This window comes from Serratia sp. AR11, from assembly GCF_056376275.1.
Genome location: NZ_CM150739.1, coordinates 4,380,094 through 4,404,434 on the forward strand (window position 1 = coordinate 4,380,094; position 24,341 = coordinate 4,404,434).

Annotated in this window: 19 protein-coding genes and 3 tRNA genes; 6 read left to right on the top strand and 16 right to left on the bottom strand. The window is 56.8% G+C overall.

Annotated features, from left to right (window positions below):
• Positions 1–23: 23 nt before the first annotated feature.
• From rlmM to ACSOSI_RS20705, 5 genes are read right to left on the bottom strand one after another with little or no spacing between them, the layout of a single operon-like run.
• Positions 24–1,127, bottom strand: a complete 1,104-nt coding sequence (rlmM, locus tag ACSOSI_RS20685; protein ID WP_012146506.1) for a 23S rRNA (cytidine(2498)-2'-O)-methyltransferase RlmM — start codon at positions 1,125–1,127, stop codon at positions 24–26.
• Positions 1,120–1,515, bottom strand: coding sequence for a DUF423 domain-containing protein (locus ACSOSI_RS20690; protein ID WP_012146507.1), 396 nt, complete (start codon positions 1,513–1,515; stop codon positions 1,120–1,122). Before ACSOSI_RS20690 ends, rlmM begins: the two co-directional genes overlap by 8 nt.
• Positions 1,516–1,567: 52 nt before the next feature.
• Positions 1,568–2,485, bottom strand: coding sequence for a transcriptional regulator GcvA (locus ACSOSI_RS20695; RefSeq protein WP_012146508.1), 918 nt, complete (start codon positions 2,483–2,485; stop codon positions 1,568–1,570).
• A 50-nt stretch (positions 2,486–2,535) separates the two neighbouring features.
• On the bottom strand, positions 2,536–2,883 hold the full coding sequence (locus tag ACSOSI_RS20700; protein ID WP_172641819.1) for a hypothetical protein: 348 nt from the start codon (positions 2,881–2,883) through the stop codon (positions 2,536–2,538).
• The gene (locus ACSOSI_RS20705) at positions 2,867–3,091 is read right to left on the bottom strand and encodes a YgdI/YgdR family lipoprotein (protein ID WP_012146509.1); all 225 of its coding nucleotides are present in this window, start codon (positions 3,089–3,091) and stop codon (positions 2,867–2,869) included. The genes ACSOSI_RS20700 and ACSOSI_RS20705 overlap by 17 nt, the downstream gene beginning before the upstream one ends.
• Positions 3,092–3,285: 194 nt before the next feature.
• Here ACSOSI_RS20705 and csdA point away from each other — a divergent pair, with 194 nt between their 5' ends.
• Both csdA and csdE read left to right on the top strand, forming a co-directional pair.
• On the top strand, positions 3,286–4,491 hold the full coding sequence (gene csdA, locus ACSOSI_RS20710) for a cysteine desulfurase CsdA (RefSeq protein ID WP_476707286.1): 1,206 nt from the start codon (positions 3,286–3,288) through the stop codon (positions 4,489–4,491).
• Positions 4,492–4,509: 18 nt separating this feature from the next.
• Positions 4,510–4,944, top strand: coding sequence for a cysteine desulfurase sulfur acceptor subunit CsdE (csdE, locus tag ACSOSI_RS20715; RefSeq protein WP_476706066.1), 435 nt, complete (start codon positions 4,510–4,512; stop codon positions 4,942–4,944).
• Here the strand turns inward: csdE and tcdA are convergent.
• Both tcdA and mltA read right to left on the bottom strand, forming a co-directional pair.
• Positions 4,935–5,741 (bottom strand): tRNA cyclic N6-threonylcarbamoyladenosine(37) synthase TcdA, encoded by an 807-nt coding sequence (gene tcdA / locus ACSOSI_RS20720; protein ID WP_012146512.1) that lies wholly within the window; start codon positions 5,739–5,741, stop codon positions 4,935–4,937. The two genes, csdE and tcdA, sit on opposite strands and share 10 nt — an antisense overlap.
• A 72-nt stretch (positions 5,742–5,813) precedes the next feature.
• Positions 5,814–6,956 carry a murein transglycosylase A gene (gene mltA, locus ACSOSI_RS20725; protein ID WP_017893804.1) on the bottom strand — a complete coding sequence of 381 codons (1,143 nt, stop codon included), beginning with the start codon at positions 6,954–6,956 and terminating at the stop codon, positions 5,814–5,816.
• Between the two features lie 213 nt (positions 6,957–7,169).
• Here mltA and ACSOSI_RS20730 point away from each other — a divergent pair.
• The 3 genes from ACSOSI_RS20730 to ACSOSI_RS20740 all read left to right on the top strand — a co-directional run bounded on the left by ACSOSI_RS20730 (position 7,170) and on the right by ACSOSI_RS20740 (position 7,531).
• Positions 7,170–7,246: transfer RNA gene (locus ACSOSI_RS20730), tRNA-Met, on the top strand.
• A 67-nt stretch (positions 7,247–7,313) separates the two neighbouring features.
• Positions 7,314–7,390: transfer RNA gene (locus tag ACSOSI_RS20735), tRNA-Met, on the top strand.
• Positions 7,391–7,454: 64 nt separating this feature from the next.
• Positions 7,455–7,531, top strand: a tRNA-Met gene (locus ACSOSI_RS20740).
• Between the two features lie 100 nt (positions 7,532–7,631).
• On the opposite strand, the gene amiC is transcribed toward ACSOSI_RS20740, so the two are convergent.
• Complete coding sequence (amiC, locus tag ACSOSI_RS20745) at positions 7,632–8,885, bottom strand: N-acetylmuramoyl-L-alanine amidase AmiC (RefSeq protein WP_012146514.1); 1,254 nt, start codon at positions 8,883–8,885, stop codon at positions 7,632–7,634.
• A gap of 239 nt (positions 8,886–9,124) precedes the next feature.
• Between amiC and argA the strand changes: the two genes are divergently transcribed.
• Positions 9,125–10,450: an amino-acid N-acetyltransferase gene (argA, locus tag ACSOSI_RS20750; RefSeq protein ID WP_012146515.1), complete on the top strand. Its 1,326-nt coding sequence runs from the start codon at positions 9,125–9,127 to the stop codon at positions 10,448–10,450.
• A gap of 36 nt (positions 10,451–10,486) precedes the next feature.
• Here argA and recD read toward each other — a convergent pair whose 3' ends face one another.
• From recD to ACSOSI_RS20790, 8 genes are all read right to left on the bottom strand, one after another.
• Positions 10,487–12,352 carry an exodeoxyribonuclease V subunit alpha gene (gene recD / locus ACSOSI_RS20755; RefSeq protein ID WP_476706067.1) on the bottom strand — a complete coding sequence of 622 codons (1,866 nt, stop codon included), beginning with the start codon at positions 12,350–12,352 and terminating at the stop codon, positions 10,487–10,489.
• A complete protein-coding gene (gene recB, locus ACSOSI_RS20760; RefSeq protein WP_476706068.1) occupies positions 12,349–15,900 on the bottom strand; it encodes an exodeoxyribonuclease V subunit beta in 3,552 nt (1,183 codons plus the stop codon). The genes recD and recB overlap by 4 nt, the downstream gene beginning before the upstream one ends.
• On the bottom strand, positions 15,897–18,785 hold the full coding sequence (gene ptrA, locus ACSOSI_RS20765; RefSeq protein ID WP_476707287.1) for a pitrilysin: 2,889 nt from the start codon (positions 18,783–18,785) through the stop codon (positions 15,897–15,899). Before ptrA ends, recB begins: the two co-directional genes overlap by 4 nt.
• Positions 18,786–19,014: 229 nt before the next feature.
• Positions 19,015–22,386: an exodeoxyribonuclease V subunit gamma gene (gene recC / locus ACSOSI_RS20770; protein WP_476706069.1), complete on the bottom strand. Its 3,372-nt coding sequence runs from the start codon at positions 22,384–22,386 to the stop codon at positions 19,015–19,017.
• A gap of 33 nt (positions 22,387–22,419) precedes the next feature.
• A complete protein-coding gene (locus ACSOSI_RS20775) occupies positions 22,420–22,761 on the bottom strand; it encodes a prepilin-type N-terminal cleavage/methylation domain-containing protein (RefSeq protein WP_012146520.1) in 342 nt (113 codons plus the stop codon).
• Positions 22,751–23,197, bottom strand: a complete 447-nt coding sequence (locus ACSOSI_RS20780) for a YgdB family protein (RefSeq protein ID WP_476707288.1) — start codon at positions 23,195–23,197, stop codon at positions 22,751–22,753. The genes ACSOSI_RS20775 and ACSOSI_RS20780 overlap by 11 nt, the downstream gene beginning before the upstream one ends.
• An 8-nt stretch (positions 23,198–23,205) precedes the next feature.
• Positions 23,206–23,784, bottom strand: coding sequence for a prepilin peptidase-dependent protein (locus ACSOSI_RS20785; protein ID WP_476706070.1), 579 nt, complete (start codon positions 23,782–23,784; stop codon positions 23,206–23,208).
• Complete coding sequence (locus ACSOSI_RS20790) at positions 23,772–24,281, bottom strand: prepilin peptidase-dependent protein (protein WP_261100340.1); 510 nt, start codon at positions 24,279–24,281, stop codon at positions 23,772–23,774. The genes ACSOSI_RS20785 and ACSOSI_RS20790 overlap by 13 nt, the downstream gene beginning before the upstream one ends.
• Between the last annotated feature and the right edge of the window lie 60 nt (positions 24,282–24,341).

Consider the following 24,341-nt stretch of genomic DNA (forward strand, 5'->3'; position numbering starts at 1 on the left):
CGCTGAAGACAGCGCCCTGTCATTTAATCGCGCTCGTCGCGGCGGCCTGCCACGGCCGACCACATACGACGGACGTGTACGGTGACTTCTTCACGATCGTGATACAGCTGCTTGGCATGAATTTCTGAACTGATACCCGCCGTATCCAACGCTTCCTTGATGGCCAGCAGATTCTGCGAAACCTCTTCGTAACGTTTTTTCATCGGCAATTTCAGGTTGAAGATCGCCTCACGACACCAGCCTTTCACCAGCCACTGGATCATCAGGCTGGTCACCTTCGCCGGTTTTTCCACCATATCGCACACCAGCCAGTAAATCTTGCTGCTGGAAGGCTCATATCTGAAACCGTCGGCACGATGATGCGTCACCTGCCCGGTATCCATCAGGCTCGGTGCCATTGGGCCATTATCCACTGCGTGCACCATCATGCTGCGCTGCACCAGTTGATAGGTCCAGCCACCCGGACAGGCGCCCAGATCGACCGCATGCATGCCGCTGGCCAAACGTTCATCCCACTCGTCGGCAGGAATGAACACGTGGAACGCTTCTTCCAGTTTCAGGGTAGAACGGCTCGGAGCATCGGATGGGAACTTGAGACGCGGAATGCCCATATAGAACGGTGAGTTGTTATTGCTGAAGGAGTAACCCACATAGCAACACCCCGGTGCGATAAAGAACACATGCACCACTGGACGGGTCTTATTCTCACGCGCCATCAACACCTTCTGCTCACGCATCGCAGTACGCAACGGCACCGTCAGCTTGCGGCAGAACTTCAACAGTTCTTTGCTTTCGTTGGTATCCGGCACTTCCACGCGCAGCTCACCACCACGATCGACCACGCCAATCAGCATGCCGACAATCGGAGAAACCCGATCTTCCGGTGGTAAATCGCGCAGCAACTCGCCCACCACCAATATCTGACGGGCAAAAATCAGCTCCCGGAACGGGATTTCCTTCGCCAGGCGATCGGCGTCATCCGGCTGGTAGCACTCGAACAGCACGTAGCCGCTGTTATCCTTTACTCTGGCAAAACCGAACACTTCCAGTTCGGCAGCCTTGGCGGTAATTTCTGCCGCACACTCTTTTTCAAAGCCTTGACGGCAATACAACGCAAGTCTATTCATGGCGCTCGGCCTTTTTCCTCAGACGCAAAGCGCCAATCAACATCAAAACCCAACCGATCAGGAAACACACGCCGCCAATCGGCGTGATATAAACCCAGAACTTCAGGTGTGACAGCGCCAGACAGTACAGACTGCCGCTGAACAGTACGGTGCCGAGCGCCAACAACGCTCCGCTCCAGTAAAACCACAGGCTGACGCGGCGTTGCATTGCCACCGCCAGCGCCAGGATCGCCAGGGTATGGAACCCCTGATAGTCCAGTCCGGTACGGATCCAGACCATCTCGTTGGCACCCAGGGTGCCACTTAATACGTGTGCGCCAAACGCGCCCAGAGCAACAAATACAAAGCCACTGATAGCGGCAAAAATCAGCATTGAACGACTGCTCATCGTTATTTACCTTTATTGAAGAAAACCGGCTGCGCCATCGCGGCGACCGGCCTCATTGTTCGTAGCGAAAGCGGAACTTTTCTTGTTCGCTGGCTGCCCGAGCCAGGATCCACTGACGAAAGGCGGCTATTTTACCCAGTTCTGCCTGGCTGTCATGACATACCAGATAAAAAGCATTTTTACTGACCAAAACCTCGTTAAACGGACAGACCAAACGCCCGGCTTCAATCTCGGTCTGCGCCATCACGTTATTCACCAGCGCAATCCCCTGCCCATGCACCGCCGCCTGAACCACCATCGCGCTATGGCTGAAAATAGGCCCCTGCTGCACATTAATGTGCTGCAACCCCAACTGACGGGTATAGGCCAGCCAATCGCGGCGTGAAGTATCATGCAGTAGCGTGTGATAAGCCAGATCGCTCGTCATTTTTAACGCATGTTCCCCGGTCAGCAGGCTGGGTGAGCACACCGGCAACAGATATTCCGCGTATAAACGTTCGGCTCGCAATCCGGTCCAGTTGCCGCGCCCATAGAAAATCGCCACGTCGACATCATCCGCCAGCTTGTCTTCTTCGCGGTCCACGGCCTGAATACGCACGTCAATTCCCGGATAAGCTGAGTTAAAGCCGGACAGGCGCGGCACCAGCCACTGAATAGCAAAACTAGGGGGCAAACTGACGGTTAATGCCCCCTTGGCGCTGCGGGCCTGCAGCTTGCGGGTGGCCTCATTGATTGAGGTGAAAATTTCTTTGATATCCAGGTAATAACTTTGCCCTTCTTCCGTCAGCAACAGCGAGCGATTGCGGCGCCGAAACAGCTTCAGGCCGAGGAAGTCCTCCAGCGACTTGATCTGGTGGCTCACCGCAGCCTGGGTGACAAACAGTTCTTCTGCCGCTTTGGTAAAACTCAGGTGACGGGCAGCCGCGTCAAAAACCCGCAGTGCATTAAGAGGTGGTAAGCGTTTAGACATTTATTAGCTACTTTTGTGTAACAATAATCCGAGTGATTCGGCATAAAAAATCAGGCGGCGTTATCTGCCGTGCGATAGGCACCAGACAGCAAAGCGCTACCATTAGTTTTTTTAATCCGAGCCATTATAAATTGTCCGTTGAGCATGCGCCAGTAAATACCTATAGTGGCGGCACTTCCCGGGCCGGAACGAAAAGGGAGTGGGTGTCGAGGACGCCGATGAACTTTTGGCTTGTGGTTGTGATGTTGTGTTTGCAAATTGTCTGGCAATCCAGACGTGGTAGCTAAGCTACTGTTTTTCACTTCCTGTACATTTACCCTGTCTGTCCATAGTGATTTTATGCAGCACCGCAATCTTTGCGGTGCTTTTTTTTGCCCGACGTTATTGGTCTTTTTCAACCATTTCCTTCACGTCTGAACGGTTGATCTGCTGCTCAACGCCGTTGGCGTCTTTATAGCTGATCATCCCGGTGTCGTTATCCAACGCGGGTTTTCCTTTAGCGACAATGGTGCGTCCATCATTGGTCTGCATCACGTAGTTGCTGGAACAGGCGGCCAGGGTAAACGTTAGCATCAGGGCAGAGATAACTGCGGCTGTTTTCTTCATTGTGGACTCCTTGTAGTTTTAAATGCTGTAAAAACCTTTTATGTTATTTAACGCCATGACTTAGTGCGCACCTAACAGCATAACAAACTTACCTATAATTTCCAGACGATGAATCCTAATATGCGGGATAGCTTGTCTCTGGCGGTAAAATAAGACAGGATCGGCCATTGACTCAAGCCAGTGACAATCAGGTTATGACACCTTTTAATCCCATCGTCTTTCGTAATCAGTTTCCTGCCTTGCAGCAAGCGGGCATTTATCTCGACAGCGCCGCCACCGCGTTGAAGCCGCTGGCGGTCATCAATGCCACGCAGCAGTTTTACCGCGACGATGCCGCCACCGTGCACCGCAGCCAGCACCGGGCGGCACAGGATCTGACTGCACGCTTCGAGCAGGCTCGCCAACAGGTCGCTACGCTGGTCAATGCTCCTTCAGCCGACGACATTATCTGGACCCGCGGCACCACCGAAGCCATCAATTTGGTAGCGCAGAGCTATGCCCGCCCCCGGTTGCAGCCCGGTGACGAAATCCTGGTGAGCGAAGCCGAACACCACGCCAACCTGATCCCCTGGCTGATGGTGGCGGAACAAACCGGCGCTCGGGTGGTGAAACTGCCACTGGGTGCAGACCGCCTGCCGGATCTGACCCAGTTACCCAGCCTGCTGAGTGATAAAACCCGCCTGCTGGCACTGGGCCAAATGTCCAACGTCACCGGCGGCTGTCCGGATCTGGATCTGGCCATCCGGCTTGCCCATAGTGCCGGTGCCCTGGTGATGATCGACGGCGCACAAGGCATCGTTCACTGTCCGGCTGACGTTCAGCGACTAGACATTGATTTCTACGCTTTCTCCGGCCACAAATTATATGGCCCGACCGGCATCGGTGCGCTATACGGTAAAAGCGAATTGCTGGCGCAGATGGCCCCCTGGCAAGGGGGCGGCAAGATGCTGACTCAGGCCTCCTTCGACGGCTTTACGCCGCAAAAACCACCGCACTGTTTTGAAGCCGGTACACCGAATATCGCCGGTGTGCTGGGGTTGGCCGCCGCATTGGAATGGCTTGGCACCCAGGATCTGGCGGCAGCCGAGCAATACAGCCGCGAGTTGGCCGATCTCGCCGAGAAGCGATTGGCGCAACTGCCGGGGTTCCGCAGCTTCCGTTGTTCGGGCTCCAGCTTACTGGCGTTTGATATTGCCGGTATCCATCACAGCGATATCGTCACCCTGCTGGCAGAACAAGGCATCGCGCTGCGAGCCGGTCAGCACTGCGCTCAACCGCTGATGGCAGCGCTGGGTGTCAGTGGGACGCTACGCGCCTCCTTTGCGCCATACAACACGCAGGAAGACGTCGATACCCTGGTCACCGCACTGCACAACGCCATCGACCTGCTGGCCGATTAAATGAACCCCGGAGACGCTATGCTTGCCCCCCATCCCTTTGGCCATGAAATCACCGCCGAAGCGCTGATCGATAAATTTACCGCGCTGAAACAATGGGAAGATCGCTATCGCCAACTGATCATGCTGGCGAAACAATTGCCGCCACTGCCGGAAGCATTACGCGCAGCAGAAATGGAGTTGAGTGGCTGTGAGAATCGGGTCTGGCTGGGGCATCAGTTACTGGCGGACGGCACGCTGCACTTTTATGGCGACAGCGAAGGCCGTATCGTGCGCGGTCTGTTGGCGGTACTGCTAACGGCGGTAGAAGGAAAAACGCCGCAGCAGATAGCGGCGATGGATCCCCTGGCGCTGTTTGATCAACTGGCGTTACGTGCTCAACTCAGCGCCACCCGCGCCAGCGGGCTGGCAGCACTGGCTGCTGCCGTGAAAGAAATGGCCGCTCGCTACGCCTGACGCGCGGCTTTCGCCACCATCTTCTTCAGCGCATGGGAAACGGCGACAAAACCAAAGGTAGCGGTAACCATGGTTGCCGCGCCAAATCCCGCGCTGCAATCCATTCGTTTTGGCCCTTCCGCGGTACTGCGTGATGCGCAAACGCTGCCATCCGGCTGGGGGTAAACCAGCGGCTCGCTGGAAAATACGCAGTCGATGCCCAATTTGCCCTTGCTGTTCTTCACCACGTTGAAATCATTTTTCAACCGCTCACGCAGCTTGGCCGCCAGCGGATCCTGAATGGTTTTGGCCAGATCGACCACTGCAATCTGGGTCGGATCTATCTGACCACCTGCTCCGCCGGTAGTGACCACCGGGATCTTGTAACGACGACAATAGGCCAACAGCGCGGCCTTCGGTCGCACGCTGTCAATCGCATCGATGACATAGCTAAAATTGTTATTCAGCAGCTCTGCAACGTTGTCCGCAGTAATAAAGTCGTCAATGCAGGTCACCCGGCACTCCGGGTTGATCGCCAGAATGCGCTCCGCCATCACTTCCGTTTTTGACTGGCCCACATGCTGACGCAGCGCGTGGATTTGGCGGTTGGTGTTGGTGACGCAGACATCATCCATATCAATCAGCGTAATGGCACCGATACCGGTGCGCGCCAACGCCTCTGCCGCCCAGGAGCCCACGCCGCCGATGCCAATCACGCAAATGTGCGCCTGGGCAAACAGCGCCAGGGCCTGCTGACCGTATAAACGTGCCGTGCCGCCAAAACGCTGCAGGTAGGCTTCAGAATAGGCTGTGCTCATAACGCTTTAATTACCTTAACATTGCAAATAATAAGGGCCGGAATGTCCGGCCCTTGCGGTCAATTGTTGCCGTTAGCGGGTGACTAACAGCGAGCCGCCAGAGGCGGAACGGGTCTGGCTGGTGAACAACGGCGCATTAACGTTGGCGCCTTTCAGCACCCAAACGCGGCCATAGTGGTTATAAAAACCGGCCGAGTGGCCGGCATCCGGCCCGATGCCCTGATACATATCGAAGTGCTGGCCTTTGATTGCTCCACCCACGTCCAGAGCCACCATCAGGCGCATCTCATATTTTCCCGTGAATTTACCCTTGTTGTCCAGTAGCGGCACCTCTGCCAGCAGCGTGGTACCCGCCGGGATCAGTGAACGGTCGGAAGCCACCGACGCCTTGGCCACCAGCGGCACGGCGCTGGCACCGCGTACCGGCGCAAAGGCTTCAGGACGGAAGAAGACAAAGGAAGGGTTTTGCTCCAGCAATTCGCGCACTTCGGCGGCGCTATGAGTGTCCGCCCACTGGCGGATCGCCTGCATCGACATATCCGCCTTGGCCACTTCACCGCGATCGATCAGCACTTTACCAATGCTGCGATACGCATGGCCGTTCTTGCCGCCGTAACCGAAGAACACCAACGGCTGGCCGTTGCCATAATCCACATAGCCACTGCCCTGGACTTCCATCATAAAGTTGTCCATCAGCGAGTTGGTATACGCCACGATATATCGGTCATCCAGTGCGCCCGAGTAAATGCCCGCGCGATCGGGCAGACGGCCTTTACCTTTTGGTGGCATGCGGTACAGCGGGTAACGGAACTCCCCCTGCTGGGTATAACGCGCCTGCAGCACCGGTGTGTAGTAACCGGTGAACTGCACGTTGCCATAGCTGTCCACGCCTTCCATTTGATAAGCGCTGAGGCCATATTGGTTCAGAGTACGAGTGTCGGCACCGGACGCCATCCAGCTTTGTACCGCCTGGAAGGTAGTGTTGTTGCGATTAAAAAGTGAAGGAGAGGCGTATTTAATCTCCATCAGCTGATCCGAGTAATCCTTGGCATTAACCGGTACGCCCCTGGCGTTGGGTTGATTCACCAACTCCAACGACTGATCCAGGTGACCATCCTTATATTGTTGTCCCCGGTCGGTCGGCTTGGAAGAACAGCCCGCCAGTACCGCTACCATTAACCCGCCCAGCAGGTATTTGCCCCAACGTCCTTTCATCGCGCACACTCTCTACATATATGATCTCCCGGCGAACGATAACAAACGCCCATAGATAAAGGAATCGCCGCCAATAAAAAAAGCCCCAGGGGCAATAACGCTGAAAAAGAACGCAGATTGCGGACTAATCCAGCAGAAAGACTGTTTTAGTTCAATTAAGTGCAAAAAGGGTTGCAACAAAATGCACGGAGAGTATAGTGCGCTTCCATCGGACGCGGGGTGGAGCAGCCTGGTAGCTCGTCGGGCTCATAACCCGAAGGTCGTCGGTTCAAATCCGGCCTCCGCAACCAACCGATATTGCCAGAGGCAGTATCAAGTAAAGTGTTGGATTCGATGAAAAAGAAAGTATTATACGGACGCGGGGTGGAGCAGCCTGGTAGCTCGTCGGGCTCATAACCCGAAGGTCGTCGGTTCAAATCCGGCCCCCGCAACCAACCGATACTGTACCAGCGGTATCACATGAAATGTTGGTTTCGATAATACAAGCATTAAGACGGACGCGGGGTGGAGCAGCCTGGTAGCTCGTCGGGCTCATAACCCGAAGGTCGTCGGTTCAAATCCGGCCTCCGCAACCAATCTTAATGACTACAAATAAGCACCTTAACGGGTGTTTTTTTGTATCTGAAATCCGCCAAAAATCGACCGGGCAGCCGCCCAGTCGTTTCCGCATTAGCCTTACCCTCTGCGCGCCACCGCACCACCGTTGGCAAAGTACGCCTTGATACCCGCCAGAATAGATTCCGCCACCTGCTGCTGGAAATGGGTGGTGCGCAGCTTGCGTTCTTCTTCGATGTTGCTGATAAACGCCGTCTCAACCAGAATCGAAGGGATGTCCGGCGCTTTCAATACCGCAAAACCGGCCTGATCGACACGATTCTTATGCAAACGGTTTATTTTGCCCATCCGGTTCAGCACTTCCTTACCGAATTTCAGGCTGTCATTGATGGTCGCGGTTTGAATCAGATCAAACATGGTGTGATCCAGATAGCGGTCACCGCTTTTGCTTACGCCGCCGATTTGGTCCGATTCATTTTGGGTCTGCGCCAGGAACTTCGCCGCCGAACTGGTGGCACCTTTGGTCGACAGCGCAAACACCGATGACCCACGCGCGGCCCGGCTGGTAAAGGCATCGGCGTGGATGGACACAAACAGGTCGGCACGCTGCTTACGCGCCTTAGCCACCCTCACCTTCAACGGAATGAAGACGTCTTCATTACGCGTCATGAACACCTTCATATTCGGCTCGCGCTTGATTAGCGTGCTTAGCCGGCGCGCAATCTGCAATACGATGTCTTTTTCACGCGTTTTGAATTTACCAATCGCTCCGGGATCTTCGCCGCCGTGACCGGGATCCAGCATGATGACAATCGGGCGGTCACGCCCCGCCTTACCGGCCTGCGGCGCTTCCGCCGGCAATGTGCGCTCAAGATCGCCCTTGTTGTAATCTTCCAGTAACGCCAACAGCGGATCATAGTCTTCACCGCTGCCGCCCTTGCTCGGGTACAGATCCATCACCAGACGATTGCGGTATTCCGGCACCGGCGCCAGAGTAAACATATGCGGGCTGACGCTGCGCTTAAGCTCCAGCACCAACCGGACGGTGTTTTGATCAAACTGACCGACGCGCGCCTGTTTCAGGTAGGGATCGTCGGCACGAACCTGGCCAACAATCCCCTTGAGCACGCTGTTGAGCTGCACGCCTTCAATATCCACCACCACGCGATCGGGATTGGTCAGCGCAAACTGCTTATATTTCAGTTCAACGTTGGATTCGAGCGTCACCCGGGTATAGGTGGAGGATGGCCAGACGCGTACGGCAATGACGTGCGATGAAGCAGCGAAACCTGTGCGACTCACACTCAGCAACCAGCTTGCGGCAACCCCCTGTAATAAACGACGGCGGCCCAGATTGTGATTTGAGTTTGGCATGCGGCTCCAGCAGTGGTAACAGATTAAAACAGATGAAAAAAACACCAGTTAACAGGAATGCCGAAAACTTTAACCAATCATTCCGGCGCTGTCATCAGAAAATCTTTTTATGGTTTTTCAATTTATTAACGACTCAGCGCCCCCGGCAAAGAAATAGAGATAAATTCTCACTTGCCATCAGGGCAATAAAAGAATAAAAATACAAAAATATCGTATAAATATGCAAATGAGGTTTGGCCGTGAAGGAACGTAGTACAGAGCTGGTCCAAGGATTCCGTCACTCAGTTCCCTATATCAACGCCCACCGTGGCAAGACGTTTGTCGTTATGCTGGGTGGCGAAGCCATAGAACATGAGAACTTTGCCAACATCGTTAACGACATCGGGCTGCTGCATAGTCTGGGTATTCGTTTAGTCGTGGTCTATGGTGCCCGGCCGCAGATTGACGTCAATCTGGCGCAGCATAATCTCGAACCGATTTATCACAAGCACACCCGCGTCACCGACGCCCATACGCTGGAGCTGGTTAAACAGGCGGCGGGTCTGCTGCAACTGGATATCACCGCCCGGCTGTCAATGAGCCTCAACAACACGCCATTACAGGGCGCGCATATCAACGTGGTCAGCGGTAATTTTATTATCGCCCAGCCACTGGGGATTGATGACGGTGTGGACTACTGCCACAGCGGCCGCATCCGCCGTATTGATGAAGAAGCTATTCACCGTCAGCTCGATAGCAACGCCATCGTGCTGATTGGCCCGGTGGCCGTTTCCGTTACCGGCGAAAGCTTTAACCTGACCTCGGAAGAAGTGGCAACCCAGTTGGCCGTCAAGCTGAAAGCCGAGAAAATGATCGGCTTCTGTTCGTCACAGGGGGTCACCAATCAGGAAGGCACCATCATTTCCGAACTGTTCCCCAACGACGCGCAAAAACGCATTGAGGAGCTGGAAGAGCATGGCGACTATCATTCCGGCACCGTGCGTTTCCTGCGTGGCGCGGTGAAGGCCTGCCGCAGCGGCGTACGCCGCAGCCACCTGATCAGCTATCAGGAAGACGGTGCGCTGGTGCAGGAACTGTTTTCACGCGATGGTATAGGCACTCAGATAGTGATGGAGAGCGCTGAACAGGTGCGCCGGGCGACGATTAACGATATCGGCGGCATCCTCGAGCTGATCCGTCCGCTTGAGCAGCAGGGCATCTTGGTGCGCCGCTCACGTGAGCAACTGGAGATGGAGATCGACAAATTCACCATTATTGAGCGCGATAACCTGACCATCGCTTGCGCAGCGCTGTATCCGTTCCCGGAAGAGAAGATTGGCGAGATGGCCTGCGTTGCGGTTCATCCTGATTACCGCAGCTCGTCACGGGGTGAAATGCTGCTGCAACGGGTGGAGAGTCAGGCACGCCAGATGGGCCTGCGTAAGCTGTTTGTGCTGACTACGCGCAGCATCCACTGGTTCCAGGAACGTGGTTTCACGCCGGCGGAAGTCGACGTGCTGCCGGTTGAGAAACAGGCGCTGTACAACTACCAACGCCGTTCCAAGATTTTGCTGGCGGATCTGTAATTGCTGGCGGGCGCAGCGTGCTGCGCCCATGGGCACTTAAGCCTTGACCTGCAACCGCTCCGCCAACCCGCTTCGGCGCTGAGTCGGAGTGCGGATCGCCCGCATCAAAACTGCATCAATGGCGTACAGCGAAAGCTGCCTGCGAGCGCGGGTGATCGCGGTGTACACCAGTTCACGGGTCAGCACCGGCAGGTAATGATTGGGCAACACCAGTACCGTATGGTCAAACTCCGAGCCTTGTGATTTATGCACCGTCATCGCATAAGCGGTTTCATGCGCCGGTAAACGGCTCGGCTGCACCGACTTGATGCTGCCGTCCGGCAGTTGAAAGTGAACACGTAGTTCGCCGCTCTCGTCCCGCAAGGCAATGCCAATATCGCCGTTAAACAGCCCCAGAGCGCTGTCATTGCGACCAATCATCACCGGACGGCCAGAATACCAACGCCCAGCAGCTCCCGGCTTACGCTGGATTAGACCGGCACGTTGCAGCCCCGTCTCAATGCGTTCATTTAACCCGGCGATGCCGAAAGGCCCCTCGCGCAGCGCGCACAGCACCTGGAAATGACCGAACGCCGCCAACACCGCCACTGCGTCCGCCCCCTCACCCACCAGCCGCAAATAATCACGGTAACCCGCCACGCAGGCATCCAACAGCGCCTGATAGTCCTGCGTTTCCGCCAGTGGATAACCGCTAACGTCAGCGAAACTGCCGCTGAGCGCCGCCATTGCCCGCTTGCCATCACCGGCGTTCACGGCAAGGGCCAATTGACCAATACCCGAATTGGCATCAAAACGGTAGCTTTTACGCAGCAGGCACAGACTGTCGCGCACCGCAGCTTCCGCCTGGGCGGTTTGCCCCAGCAGTTGGCAGCCGGTCAGCCGCGAAAGTTGCTCCGCCCGCGCCACGCTGTAACCTTGTTCGGCAAAGCGGCAAATATCTCCCAGTACCGCCCCGGCCTCCACCGAAGCCAGTTGATCGCGGTCGCCCAGGAAGATCACCCGTGCCTGAGTGGGCAAGGCGGCAATCAAACGCGCCATCATAGGCAGGTCGACCATAGAGGCCTCATCAACTACCAGCACGTCCAGATGCAGCCGATTGCCACTGTGATAACGCATACGCTGACTGTTGGGTTGAGCGCCCAGCAGGCGATGCAAGGTGGAAGCTTCGGTAGGGAACAGCGCACGCTGCTCCGGGGTTAGCGCCAATTGTTTGCCGGCGCTGCCTAACGATTCGGTTAAACGCGCCGCCGCTTTACCGGTAGGCGCCGCCAGTTGGATGCGCAAACGTCGCCCTTCATCAAGCTGCACCAGCGCCGCCAGCAATTTGGCGACCGTGGTGGTCTTACCGGTACCCGGCCCGCCTGAAATCACCGCAATACGTCGCGTAGCGGCCACCGCGGCAGCAATTTTCTGCCAGTCGGGTTCATCGGTCGCCTCACCAAATAATTGGTCGAGAATGGTGCGCAGGTCGGCCTCTTCAACCGCCTGAGGAAGACTGTCACTGCTGATACTGTCACCACGGATAAAGGCGGCAACCTCTCCCTCGTTCTGCCACATGCGCTGCAGATACAAGCGCTGTGGTTGTAACACCATCGGCGTCGCAGTGCTGCCGTCGCTCACCGCCGCACTGGCCGACAGCCGCCGTTGCCAACCGGCCACATCCAACTGCCCTGCCGCCAACCACGCGGCCTGCGCCAGCTCCGGCTGACGTCCGTCAAAAAGGTTTTCCGGCAGCAGTTGCTCCAGCATCAGGCAAACGTGACCCGCGCCAGCCTCCGCACTGAGGCAGGCGGCAGCTAACAGTATCTCAGGCTCATCCGCTCCAGCGACTACGCGGGCGAACTGCAAATCTAGTGGACGTAACACGCCAAGCGCCTGTGCCTGTTCCAGTAGAGCGATCATGATGCATCCTCCACCGCAGCGGTTTTACCGCTGAATAACAAATCCATGCCTTCCACCAATTGCTCCTGCGGACGGCAGGCAAAAATGCCGTTGCCCGGATGCTGTGCATCCACACCGCGCAGGAACAGATAAATCACCCCGCCGAAGTGCCGCTGATAATCATAATCCGGCAACCTATGGCGCAGATAGCGGTGCAGTGCCAGCGTGTATAGCTGGTACTGCAAATCGTAACGATGTTCCGCCATCGCCTGCTCCATCGCCGGTTGGGTATAGGCACTGCTGTCTTCACCCAACCAGTTGGATTTGTAGTCCAGCAGGTAATATTTCCCCTGCCAGCAGAACACCAGGTCGATAAATCCTTTCAGCATCCCCTGCACCTGCTGAAAATCCAACTCAGGGCAACGGGCAGAAAGCGGATCGTAACTTTTCACCAGCTTATCCAGCTCACGCGCCTGCAACAGCTGCTCGATAGGCAGATAAAACTGCAACTCAGCCTGCTTATGCTGCGGAGCCAGCGCCGACAAAGCGACGCCGGTATCATTAAGCGGGGTGTTTAACAGCACCTGCATCCACGCCAACAGTATCGGTTGCCAGTGTTCGCCAAATCCTTGTTGTTGCAACTGCTCCAGCAACCACGCCTCATCGAGGGGTTGGGTAAAGTCGATCGTTTCAAACAGACTGTGCAGGAAAGTCCCCGGACCGGCGCCACGAGGAAAGGTATGCGGTGTGAGCGCTGGCTCACTGTCCTGCGCTTGCTCGCCGGCGGCATCAACATCCAACCGCGGCAACAAATCCTGCATCAGGCTCGTGCCGTGCTGTTGCAGACCGGTATAGCTGGTCACCCGCCAGAAATCCTGCACCTGGCGCATGAAGTGTTTCGCCGACAGTTCGGTCAAGTCTGGCGTTTGCGGCTGCCAGGGTTGCTCGTCAAGGCTTTCGACCAGCGACAGCGCAACGCCATCTACAGCCAACTGTTGCAGACATTGCTGCAGATAAGCCGCATCGCCGGCTTGGCCGGCCTGTACCAGATAGCCCAGCGCGCTGCGGTGTAAATCGCTATCACCCTGTTTTTTGCGGGTGCCCTGAATCAACGGCGCAATACCGATACTGCAGTGGTATACCGAACGGGTCAGCGCGACATACAACAGGCGTAAATCTTCCGCCAGCCGCTCCTCCTCTGCCCACTCAATACTTTGCTCATCGGCGTTGAGGTCAAGCAGGGCCTGGAAACTGTGACGATCGTGGTACAACACCTGCTGTTGCTGGCGGAAATTGCCGACGAACGGCAGCCATACCAGATCGAACTCCAACCCTTTGGATTTATGGATGGTGATCACCTGTACCAAATGGCGGTCGCTTTCCAGCCGTAGCTGCTGGTTGTCTGACTGCCGATTGGGCTGAGCAATCTGCTGCGCCAGCCAACGCACCAGCGCATGTTCGCTGTCGAGCTGCGCAGAAGCTTCCTGCAAAAGCTCCCCCAGATGCATCACGTCGGTCAACCGGCGCTCACCGCCGAGGCTGGCCAACAGGTTTTCTGCCAGATGGCGCTGATTCATCACCTCACGCAGCATCGGCAACACGCCGCGGCGCAGCCACAGCGTACGATATTTGTCGAACTCGTTGACCAGCGCATCCCAGGCACGCTCATCCCGATTCAATCCGTCCAGCGTCGGGGCATCCAGCCCCATCAGCCCGGTAGCCATAGCACTGCGCAGCGTACGTTCCTGCTCCGGCGCCAGCACGGCCTGCAGCAGCCACAGCAAATCCTTGGCTTCTGGCGTATCGAATACGCTGTCGCGGTTGGACAAATAAACCGAAGGTATCGCCAGCGCACTCAGGGCATCACGTACTAACGCCGCCTCATTGCGGCTGCGCACCAGCACGGTAATGTGTGACGCCTCTACCGCCCGCCGTTTTTCGCCATCGACCAGCCAGGCCTGTTGGTTTTGTCCGGCGCTGAGCCAGTCGCGAATTTGCGTGGCGCACAGGCGTGCCATCAATTGTTGGTACTCACTAACGCCAACACCTTCCCCCTGCTGCAGCCAGAACTGCATCGCCGGCTGCGGCTGATTTTGCAGCTCAAACGCCAGCCCCCGATTTTTCTCGGCGGCGGCCACCTCAATAAAGGGAATTTGGCCGAACAGGAAAGGTTTTTCCACCTGCGCAAACAGATGGTTAACGCTGTTCACCATCGCCGGTGAGGAGCGCCAGTTGGTTTCGAGCGTGTAGTGGGCGCTTACCTCTGAACGAGCGCGCATATAGGTAAAGATATCGGCACCGCGGAAAGCGTAAATTGCCTGTTTGGGATCGCCGATCAGCAGCAGGCCGCATTCCGGCCTGCCGACATAGAGTTTTTGGAAGATGCGGTATTGCTGTGGATCGGTATCCTGGAACTCATCGATCATCGCCACCGGGTAACGCTGGCGAATCGCCTGTGCTAAACGTTCACCACCTTCGCTCTGCAATGCACTGTCCAGCCGACTTAACAGGTCGTCAAAACCCAGCTCGGCCCGCTGGCGTTTCTCCTGCTGAATGGACAAACGTATCTCGCTCAGCGCCCGCGCCATAATCAGGTCACGCAGTGTCAGCGGTTCATCGAACAGTTCGTCGATCGCCACGAACAATGCATGGTTCGGCGGTTCGCCTTTTTTGGTTTTCTCCAACAGTACCGACTGGCGAAATTTATCCAGCTCTTTCGGCAGTTGGTAGTCCTGAGTTTCCAGCACCACCCATTCACCCACCTTCTGCAGCCAGTTAGGCAGGTGCTTGCTGCTGTAGCTGCGCTTATCAACGCCGGACTGGCTGATTAACGCCTCCAAATCGCCCGCCGCTGCCAGCCACTGCGCTTTGATGGCGTCAATACGCGCCACGATCTGCTCATGGCGCATCAGCACCGTTTCTTCATCCTTCGGCGGCCGACGCAGCATGGGTGCTTCGCCATGCAGATAGCCGGAAAGATCGGCCAGCAGCGCTTCCGGGCCGCTCCATTCCTGGCTCACCGCCCGGGCAACGCCAATCGGCAACGGATAACAATGGCGACGCCAAAAGTCCGCACAGGCCTGGCGGCGCAGCGGCAGTTCATCCTGCACCAGCGTTTGCTCAAACAGAATGCCGGACTCGAAGGCGTTGTGGGTCAGCATACGCTGGCAAAAACCGTGGATGGTGTAGATTGCCGCTTCGTCCATCTGCCGCTCGGCAGCCAGCAGTTGCGCGGCAGCATCCGGCAGATCGTCAATTTCAGCCATTAACGAAACAAATAATGGGTCTTTACTGCTGCCACGCACGCAGGCAATGCGTAAGCCATGGATATTGCTGCGGATACGTCCACGCAGCTCCTCGGTGGCGGCCTCGGTAAAGGTCACCACCAGGATCTCCTCTACCGTCAGCGGCCGGGGAAAGGCCGCTGCCTGGCCCAGGCCAAGCAGCAGGCGCAGATACAGCGCACCGATGGTAAAGGTTTTACCGGTCCCCGCCGACGCTTCTATCAACCGCTCGCCAAATAGCGGCAACGTTAGCGGATCAAGTCGCTGCGGGGTGGTCTCTGTCATGGTGTCGCCACCTTACGCGGCAGAGTTTTCTGCAGCGCAGAGGCGTTTGGATAAGTCACCCAGTTCGGCTGCACCGCATAATCCGCCTTCTCTTGCCCACTACCACTCACCTGCGACAGCACCGCCAGCCCCTGCGGCTTAATCACCGCCTGGTGGAAATAATCCGCCAGTTTGGTCGGCGTCAACTGCTTGATTTGCTCAATCAGCTTATGACGGGTATCAAATGTGAAGTTGCCACGGTCGAAGTCATTGGAGAAACGGCCGGCTTCTTCGCTCAGGGTTTGTGGACGCTGCTTCAATTCGTTGATCATCGCCTGCTTATACTGCTCGAAGTCTGCTTCTTTCATCTCTCGCAGGCGTTTCTCGGTTTTCGGGTAGAAATCCTGATAGCGCTGATACAGGTATGCCGGTTGCTTGCTGTTACTTTGCAGCAGGAAACCAATCCCCCACTGACGGCCGACGGACATCGGGAAAGCAAACACCGCGTAGCCCAGCTGTTCCTGAGTACGCAGTTGGCTGTAGAACCATGGCTGGATAATTTGGCCAAGCAGCGAGCTGTAAGCCATGCCGGTCACTTCGTCGTAGCCGGTCGGCACATACACTGCCGCCAGCGCCGAGTCGGTGCTGCTGCCTGCCCGCTGCAGATTGGCCAACTGGCTTTTAGTCACTTCAACGTCTTCGCCATGCCACCATGCAACACCGGTACAACCCAGACGGTGTTTCAGCGTAGAGGCCAGGGTATCCACCTGCTGCTTGCTCATATTGCCCACCACCAACAACTCCGGCGTCGCCTCAGCCAGCAGGCTGTCACGGTAGGCCAGCACATCTTTCAGCGTCAGGGTTTTCAGCACCTCACGGCGCTCACTACGTTCTGAGTAAGGCACGCGGGAAACCATCTGCACCGGCTGGATAGCCAGTTCAAAGGCTTTGCCTTTCTCGGCAGAATCCAGCTGTTCCAGATACCAGGATTTGGCCTGCGCAAGTTGATCTTCCGTCGGCGTAAAGCTTGAGTAGCCTTCGATCAGCGAGGTCAGCAGTTGCGGCAGACGCTGGGTAAAGCCGTTGGCGTTGAACTCCAGACCGTTGTTCGGCGAGGTTGAGAAACTCAGCCCGCCAACCGAAGCCTGATAGCTCAGTTGATCCAGTGAAATGCCGGCCAGATAGTCAGTCAAAGAGAACAACACCTGGTTGCGTGCAGAATTCATGGTTTTTGCATTGCGGAACGCTACTGTGACGTCAGCCTTCGGCTCGTCGGCAAAGTAACGACTCGGCATATACAACACGCGCAGGCCCGGTTGGTCGACCACCACCTCCGGTTTTTTAAACTCGTGCGAAGGTTTGGTCAGGCTGAAATCATCAGGAATATACGGATTCAGCGTGGGTAACGACAGGCTGATGCCTTTCCCCAGTTGCTGCCACTGCTCAAAGCGCTGCGGAGTGATTTTATCGACCTGATACGGCGCATTGACGAAGTAGGCCATCTTGTTATGCGGCTCATTGGGGCTGACGAACCAGATACGCGCATTTTGCGGCGTCATGGCGTCCAGACGATCGGCAATCGCTTTAGCGTCATAGCGGTCGGCCAGATAAGGCGCATCCAGCGTATGCTCGACCGGCACGCGCAGCATGGTATCCACCAGCCATTCGATGTAGTCCATATCACGGGTGATCGACGGATAGCGGAAATCCAGATTCAGTACGTGGGAAATCTCATCAAAATAGCTTTGCTTGATGCCTTCGCTGCGCAACATTTTCAGGTAGTTGAAGATGGCCGCCACCACTTCGTCGCGCTTGGCCAGGCCTTTATCGGTCAGCGAGACGCTGATCGAGAATACGCCGCCGTTGCGATCGACCATAGGATCGGCCCCGGCATTGATGGCATCCGCCAACCCCTGCTTTTGCAGCCAGTCAGACAGGGTATTTTGGCTGCGGTTGCCAATCAGGTAACTAATGTAGGTATCGGTCTTGCTGCGGAACTCGGCACTGTTGTTGTCGATGCGGAATTCTACTTTCAACTGTTTACGCGGCTGGGCCGGTACATAATGAATAATGATGCCCTGCTGTTCAGGGGTGACCGCCGGGACTGTGATCGGCGGTACGCTGGCGTCTCGGTTAGGGACCTTGCCAAAGGTTTTGGCCGCCAGTTCAGCCAGTTCCGGCAATGGCTGGTTGCTGTACAGCACCCCCATCATCAGATTGGCAGAATAATAACGTTGGTAGAATGCCGTCAGCTCATCGTGCAGCTTGCTGCCCGGCTTGTCCTTTAAGGTATCGAGGTTACCGCCTGAGAAACGCGCGCTCGGGTGAGCCGGGTTCAGCGTTTCTGCCCCAACCTGCGCCATGCGCATACCGTCGCGTGAGCGTGCCATCGTCAGTTCGGCGTTGACCGCATTACGTTCACGATCGGCATTGCCCGGATCCAGCAGCGGCTCGGCGATGGCGTCCGCCATGCGGTCTACCGCCGGGGCCAGCGCGTCGTTTTCCACTTCCAGATAGAACGCGGTGCGGTAAGACGCGGTGCTGGCGTTATGGCTGCCACCGTGCTTCTTCAGGAACTCCGACAGGTTTTCGGGTTGCGGATAGCGCTTGGAACCCATCAACACCATGTGTTCCAGGTAGTGCGCTAACCCCAACTGACTGTTCGGATCTTCCAGCGAGCCTACCGGCAGTGCCAGCGCCGCCAGTGATTTCGGTGCCTGAGCATCGGAAACCAACAGCACGGTCATGCCGTTCGTCAGTTTGATCGCCTGGTACTGGCGCGGATCGTGATCGCTTTTATTGATCTTCTCCGCCAGCGGTTGCCATCCCTGTGCGGCCCAGCTCAACGGCGTCCAAAACATAACCACTAATACCAACCCGGTGATGCGGGCCAACTGTCTGCGCATATCCAAAATGAACCCCTATTCAGACGCCGTCGCGCCACATCCCTGACGTTGACGGCGTACATCAAAACAACACACTCAAAATCTATACCCTATGAATTTCAAGCTGTAGCTTGAAAGGCGACGGGTCTATATGCCTGTACGTTATGTAAGACCGGAGCTAACCCCGATAGTTGAATATAACCCTGATTATTTTTACCACCTCAGGGCAATCAGTACCACCGGGGGATTGTTACCCAAGGTTATGCCGTGCCACCGGCAACAGATAACGCTCTGTTTCGTCCAGAATTTGCGCTAAATAAATATTGTCCAACTGGCGGAAGACCCGCTGCACATAAGGGTCTTCACCTTCGCCCGGAATACGCTGGTCGCCCTGCCAGGTTTGCAGTAGCTTGCCCCGGGCCTTGATTTGCACCTCTTCATCCCAGTCTATCTGCTGCGTTTGTGGCTGGTAGCACTGGCTCAGCCACGCCCAGCCGCTTTTGTTCAGCAGCAGCAACGGCTGACACAGGCCGCGCTGATAACCCGCCACCAGTTCGGCCAATTGTTCGTGGGCCTCTTGCGGGCTTAATGCAGCAAAGCGCCAGACAGCCCCTTTGCGCCCGTAAATGCGACTTTCGCCGCTCCCCCCGACGCAGCAATACACCAGATGCTCCAGCCACAGCAATATGCCATCGACTGCCGATAGGGTTGATGGCCGCCAGCGCAGCAGCCCATCGCCTTGTACCTGATGTAACCAGCCGCTGATGCGCACACCGGCAATGTCGATATCCAGTTCCAGGCTGTGCCCTTCACTTCTTTCGGCGCGTACCTGTTCGGCCAGTTCGCTCATCTCTTCTTGTTGTTTTTGCCAGTAAATTTCGCCGAAGGGGCCAAAAGGCAACCCACCGGCGGCACGCACCCGCTGAAACAGGCGGCTGGCATCCTCGCCGTCAATCAGGGTGTTCAGCAGTTGGCTGTTGAACTGATAGCGGCTGAGGTTATCCAGGGTGAAGGGTTCTTCATCCGGCAGTTCGGTTTCTTCCAGGATAAAACTGACCCCCAGCCGCAGTTGGAAGAAGGCGCGGATCGGGTGGCGGTAGAAGCGCAATAAATCGTCCAGCGAGATCTGAGTTTTCTCATCCGGCAGCAAGGGCTGATTAAACGGCGGATGCGCCGCACCGCGCCGATCGGCGGCAGGCAGCCATTCTGCCGCATAGCTCTGCGCTTCGGTATCAGGCAGGAAGTTCTCGGCGGCAAACGGCATGCGTGAATGCCAGTTAAGCAAGTGTTTACCCACCAGACGTGCGCTGCCATCGGCGTCCAGATGTTCATCGCCCGGCAGACAATAACTTTGCTCCAGATACTCCAGCAGCTCAGTCACCAGCACCGAAGGATAACGCTCGCTGTTATCCTGAATGGAGCGGCCAATAAAGCTGATGTACAGCCGTTGCTGAGCCGACAAAATCGCTTCCAGGAACAGGTAACGGTCATCATCACGGCGGCTGCGGTCACCGCGTTTGACCTGTTGCGCCATCAGATCAAAGCCTAACGGCGGCAGAGTGCGCGGATAAACCCCGTCGTTCATGCCCAGCAGGCAAACCACTTTGAACGGGATGGAACGCATGGGCATCAGCGTACAGAAGTTGATTTGCCCGGCCAGGAAACGCTGGCTGATGCGTTCCTGATCGAGGCGCGCTGCCAACTCGTCCCGCAGGATAGACAGCGGCACCTCATCGGGATAGCGCGCCGCCAGCCCGAACTCAAACAGCCTGTTCCACTCCCGCTCTATCAGTGCCAACACCACTTCCGTTTCGCCGTCCTGCTCAAAAAAGGTCTCAAGCAGTTGACGACACAGTGGCTGCCACTCTGGCAAAGAGCGCGCCTGCCCCAGCCGTTGCCGCCAACGACTCAGCGCTGCCAGCAGTTCCGCCAGTTGCCCGGCCAGTTCTGCCACCAGCCCGCTCGACTCGTCATAAGGTAAAACGCCTTGCCAATCACCGGCATTGCTGTCCATCGCGTAACCCAGCAGCATGCGTGTAATGCCAAATTGCCAGGTATGCTGGCCGGTAGCGGGCAGATCCAATTCACGCACGTTGTCGTCATCCAGCCCCCAGCGCACGCCAGACTCACCAACCCAATGGCGCAACAGGCGCAATCCTTCCTCCCGAATCGAGAAACGCGCCGCCAGTGCCGGCACCTCCAGCAAAGCCAGTACCTGTTCTGAGGTAAAGCGGCTCTGCGGCAGATCCAACAGCGAGATAAACGCCTGTAGCGCCGGGTGCGCCTGGCTGGCTTTTCGGTCAGAAATGGCAAACGGCAGATAGCGTTCGGGAGAGGCGTTACCGAATACCGCCTGAATATAAGGGGTGTAACTGTCGATATCCGCCACCATCACGATGATGTCACGCGGCGTCAGCTCAGGATCGTCCGCCAGCATGCTCAACAGTTGGTCATGCAGCACCTCTACCTCACGCTGCGGGCTATGGCAGGCGTGCAGGCTGATAGACCTGTCGGCCGGATCCAGTCGACGTTTGGTGTCGCTGCTCTCCAGCGTTTCCGGGGTGGTGCCGATCACCGCACTGTTCTTCAGCTCCAACATATCGTGTTGAATGCCATGCAACAGATTGTCCGCAGGGATATCCACAAAGGCAAAAATCTCTTCTGAGGACTCGATCTGCGAAAGTAAAAAATGGTGGTCGCGCCCCAACTTGCCCCATGAGGCCAACAGCGGGTTCGGCAGGTCTTGCTCGCCGGCGTCATTAAACAATGCAGAGGCGTTATCTGGATCCCTGAATAACGAATATTCCGTTTTATCGCGAAAATGCTGTCTTTTGCGGCTCTGTAATTTCGCCAGGAAGGACTGGCTCTGAATGTCCCCCCAATAGTAGCGGCAGGGGTTGGTGAACATCAGATGAATATCGATATGCTTGCCCAGCGCCTGCAGCGCTTCCAGATAGACCGGCGGCAAGGCCGAGATGCCGCAGATAAATACCCGCGGTGGCAACCCCGCAGGTGGGGTTTCAGCTTTATCTAACGCGCTGATAAAACGGCGATACAGGTTGGCACGATGCCATTCCGGCTGCCCCAGTTCCTGGGTGTATTCGACCAATCGCGCCCACAGTGGTGCCTGCCACTGCTGTGCTTCCGCCAGTCCGTCAATGCGTTCGCCTTTCTGCCAGCTTTCCAGCCATTGCGGGCGATACACCAGATATTGGTCAAACAGGTCGGCGACCCGGCCGGCAAGCTGGTGAATCTTCCGCTTGTCGCCGTCGTCGGTGAGGTAATGCTGCAGCGGGGCAAATTCAGGCTGAGTGAGTAGATCGGGCAGCAGCCACATCAGCTTCCAGGTCATGGCGTCTTTGCTAAAGGCGCTCTCTTTCGGGATACCCGGTAACACCCGGGTAAACATGTCCCAGATGAAGGTCGCCGGCAATGGGAAAGCGATGTTGGCAGCAATGCCAAACTGTTCAGCCAGTTGCATCTGTAGCCACTGCGCCATACCGGGGCTCTGCACCAGCACCACTTCCTGTTGAAAAGGATCGGCCAATGGCTCTCTGGCTATCAACGCGCTGGTTAACGTTTTCAGCAAATCCAACTGATTGGAATGATAAACCCTAAACATTGGGAGCTCCCTTAAAACAAAATATCTGCCGGATCACTGACGTATGCAGTACCAACGACTGAGTTCCGCCCACTGCCGCTGGGGCGTTTGTATTCTTACCGTCAGCCGTTGGCAGGCGGCTTGCGGGGTGCTTAACCCGGTCTGACGCTGCCATCCGGATGTCGGTAGCGGTAGCCCGACGTCCACGCGCCCGGTAGCGGCGAAAACTTCCAATTGCTGATGCGCCAACGACCAGGCCTGTCGATACTGCCATTGACGCTGGAACGACTGCAACAGCACCTGATGATACTGTAACAATCCCAGCAGTGACACCGCGAACAGCAATGCGGCAATCAGCACCTCCGGCAGGCTGAAGCCCCGTTGGCTACTCCGCACAGTCAGCCTGCTTTTTCTCGGGGCAAAAATCCAGCCAGCCGCCGGTTTCCGCTCTTAGCCCGATGTCTCCCCCTGAGCCATCAGGCCTGGTGCGTTGATATAACCGCAGCGGTTCCCCACGGCTCACCTGCGCATCACCACGTACCAGCACAATACCTGCCTGAGAGGACAGTTTTGCACAGGCCCGCAGTTGGTCGGTTTGCTGGCACCACCAGCCGTTGGCGGCGAGCCTGCCGCGTGGCCAGGACTGCGCAACACCCCAACTGAGCGCCGAAGCGGCCTGATTGTAAGCCTGTAAATATTGCTTCTCGTCGGTAGCCAGCAGCAAAGCACTGTCGAGTTGGCGATGCTGGGCATTCAACAGCATCAGCCCCATCACCAACAGCATCATCACCGCCGCCAGAGTGCTGCCTCCCCGTTGCCCGGCAGCGTTCATGGCAGCGCTCATGGTAGCGAGGCCATATTAACCGCCCACTGCAGACTGCGCCGTATGCCGCCATCCGCTTTTGAACGGCCACTCAAGGTCAGCGTTACCCAACGTTTACCGCCTTCGCCCACATTCACCTTGATGCCGAAGGCTTCAATGCGCACTTCGTCGTTATCGAGCAGACGCTCCCAGCCAGCGCCATGGCAGTGTCTCACCCCACGTTGCCCCTCCAGCATGCCTTGCCGTAAGCGGTAACCGAAGTATCCGGCGTCGGCGCCAAGAGTTTCCCAGCGCCCACTGCGGGTGATGTCATAGGCGACTATCACGCAACTGCCCACGGCCTCCCCGCCCGCCCGGCTAATCAACAGAGGTTGCCCCTGGCACTGGCCGGCACAGAAGCCGGCGCGGCGCAGATCCTTCTCAATGCCAAAGGCTAACTGCCGCAGCACCGATTCCAGCCGATAATGCCGACCAACATCGACACTGTGCTGACGCAAGACCGGATAAGTTTTAGCCGCCGCCAACGCAATCAGGCTGCCAAACGTCAGCGCCAGCATCACCTCCGGCAAGGTAAAACCGCGCTCTAGGGCTGGCATGTCGTAATCCCTCTTATGCTCGCGCCTTCACTGCATAGCCGTAGCCGCCCCTTGGCAGACAGCACCAACCGCAGGCGGCCAGCGCCATTGCTGAGCAAGATATGCCCGGCCTGTGCATTGTTACGCAGGCCATAGAACCCCATATCCTTTTGAGTAAACCCCGCCAGTTGCACGTCCCGATAGCCGGGGCTGAACACATCATCGCCGAGCGCTGCGCAATCCATTGGCGATTGGCCGCTGCCGATGCACCAGGGATCGCCGGTTTTAAACCCCAGCAGTGCCGTGCGGTTGCGCCAGTTGGCGTCTGCCTGTAACCGGGTGAGAAATGCCAACAGTTGCTGCGCGGTATGTTCCAGCCGCAGGGCCTGTTGATAATGACGCCAGTGGCTAACCCCCCAGCCGGTCAGCAGGCCTGCCAGGGTTATCACCACCAGCAGCTCAATCAGCGTCATCCCGCGCTGGCCATCAATATTATTGAAAATCATCTTGTCGTTCATGGCGGCCAGTGTAACCAGGGCCGCCGCCGGATAAAGACGGCGTTATCCGACCTGAAGCGC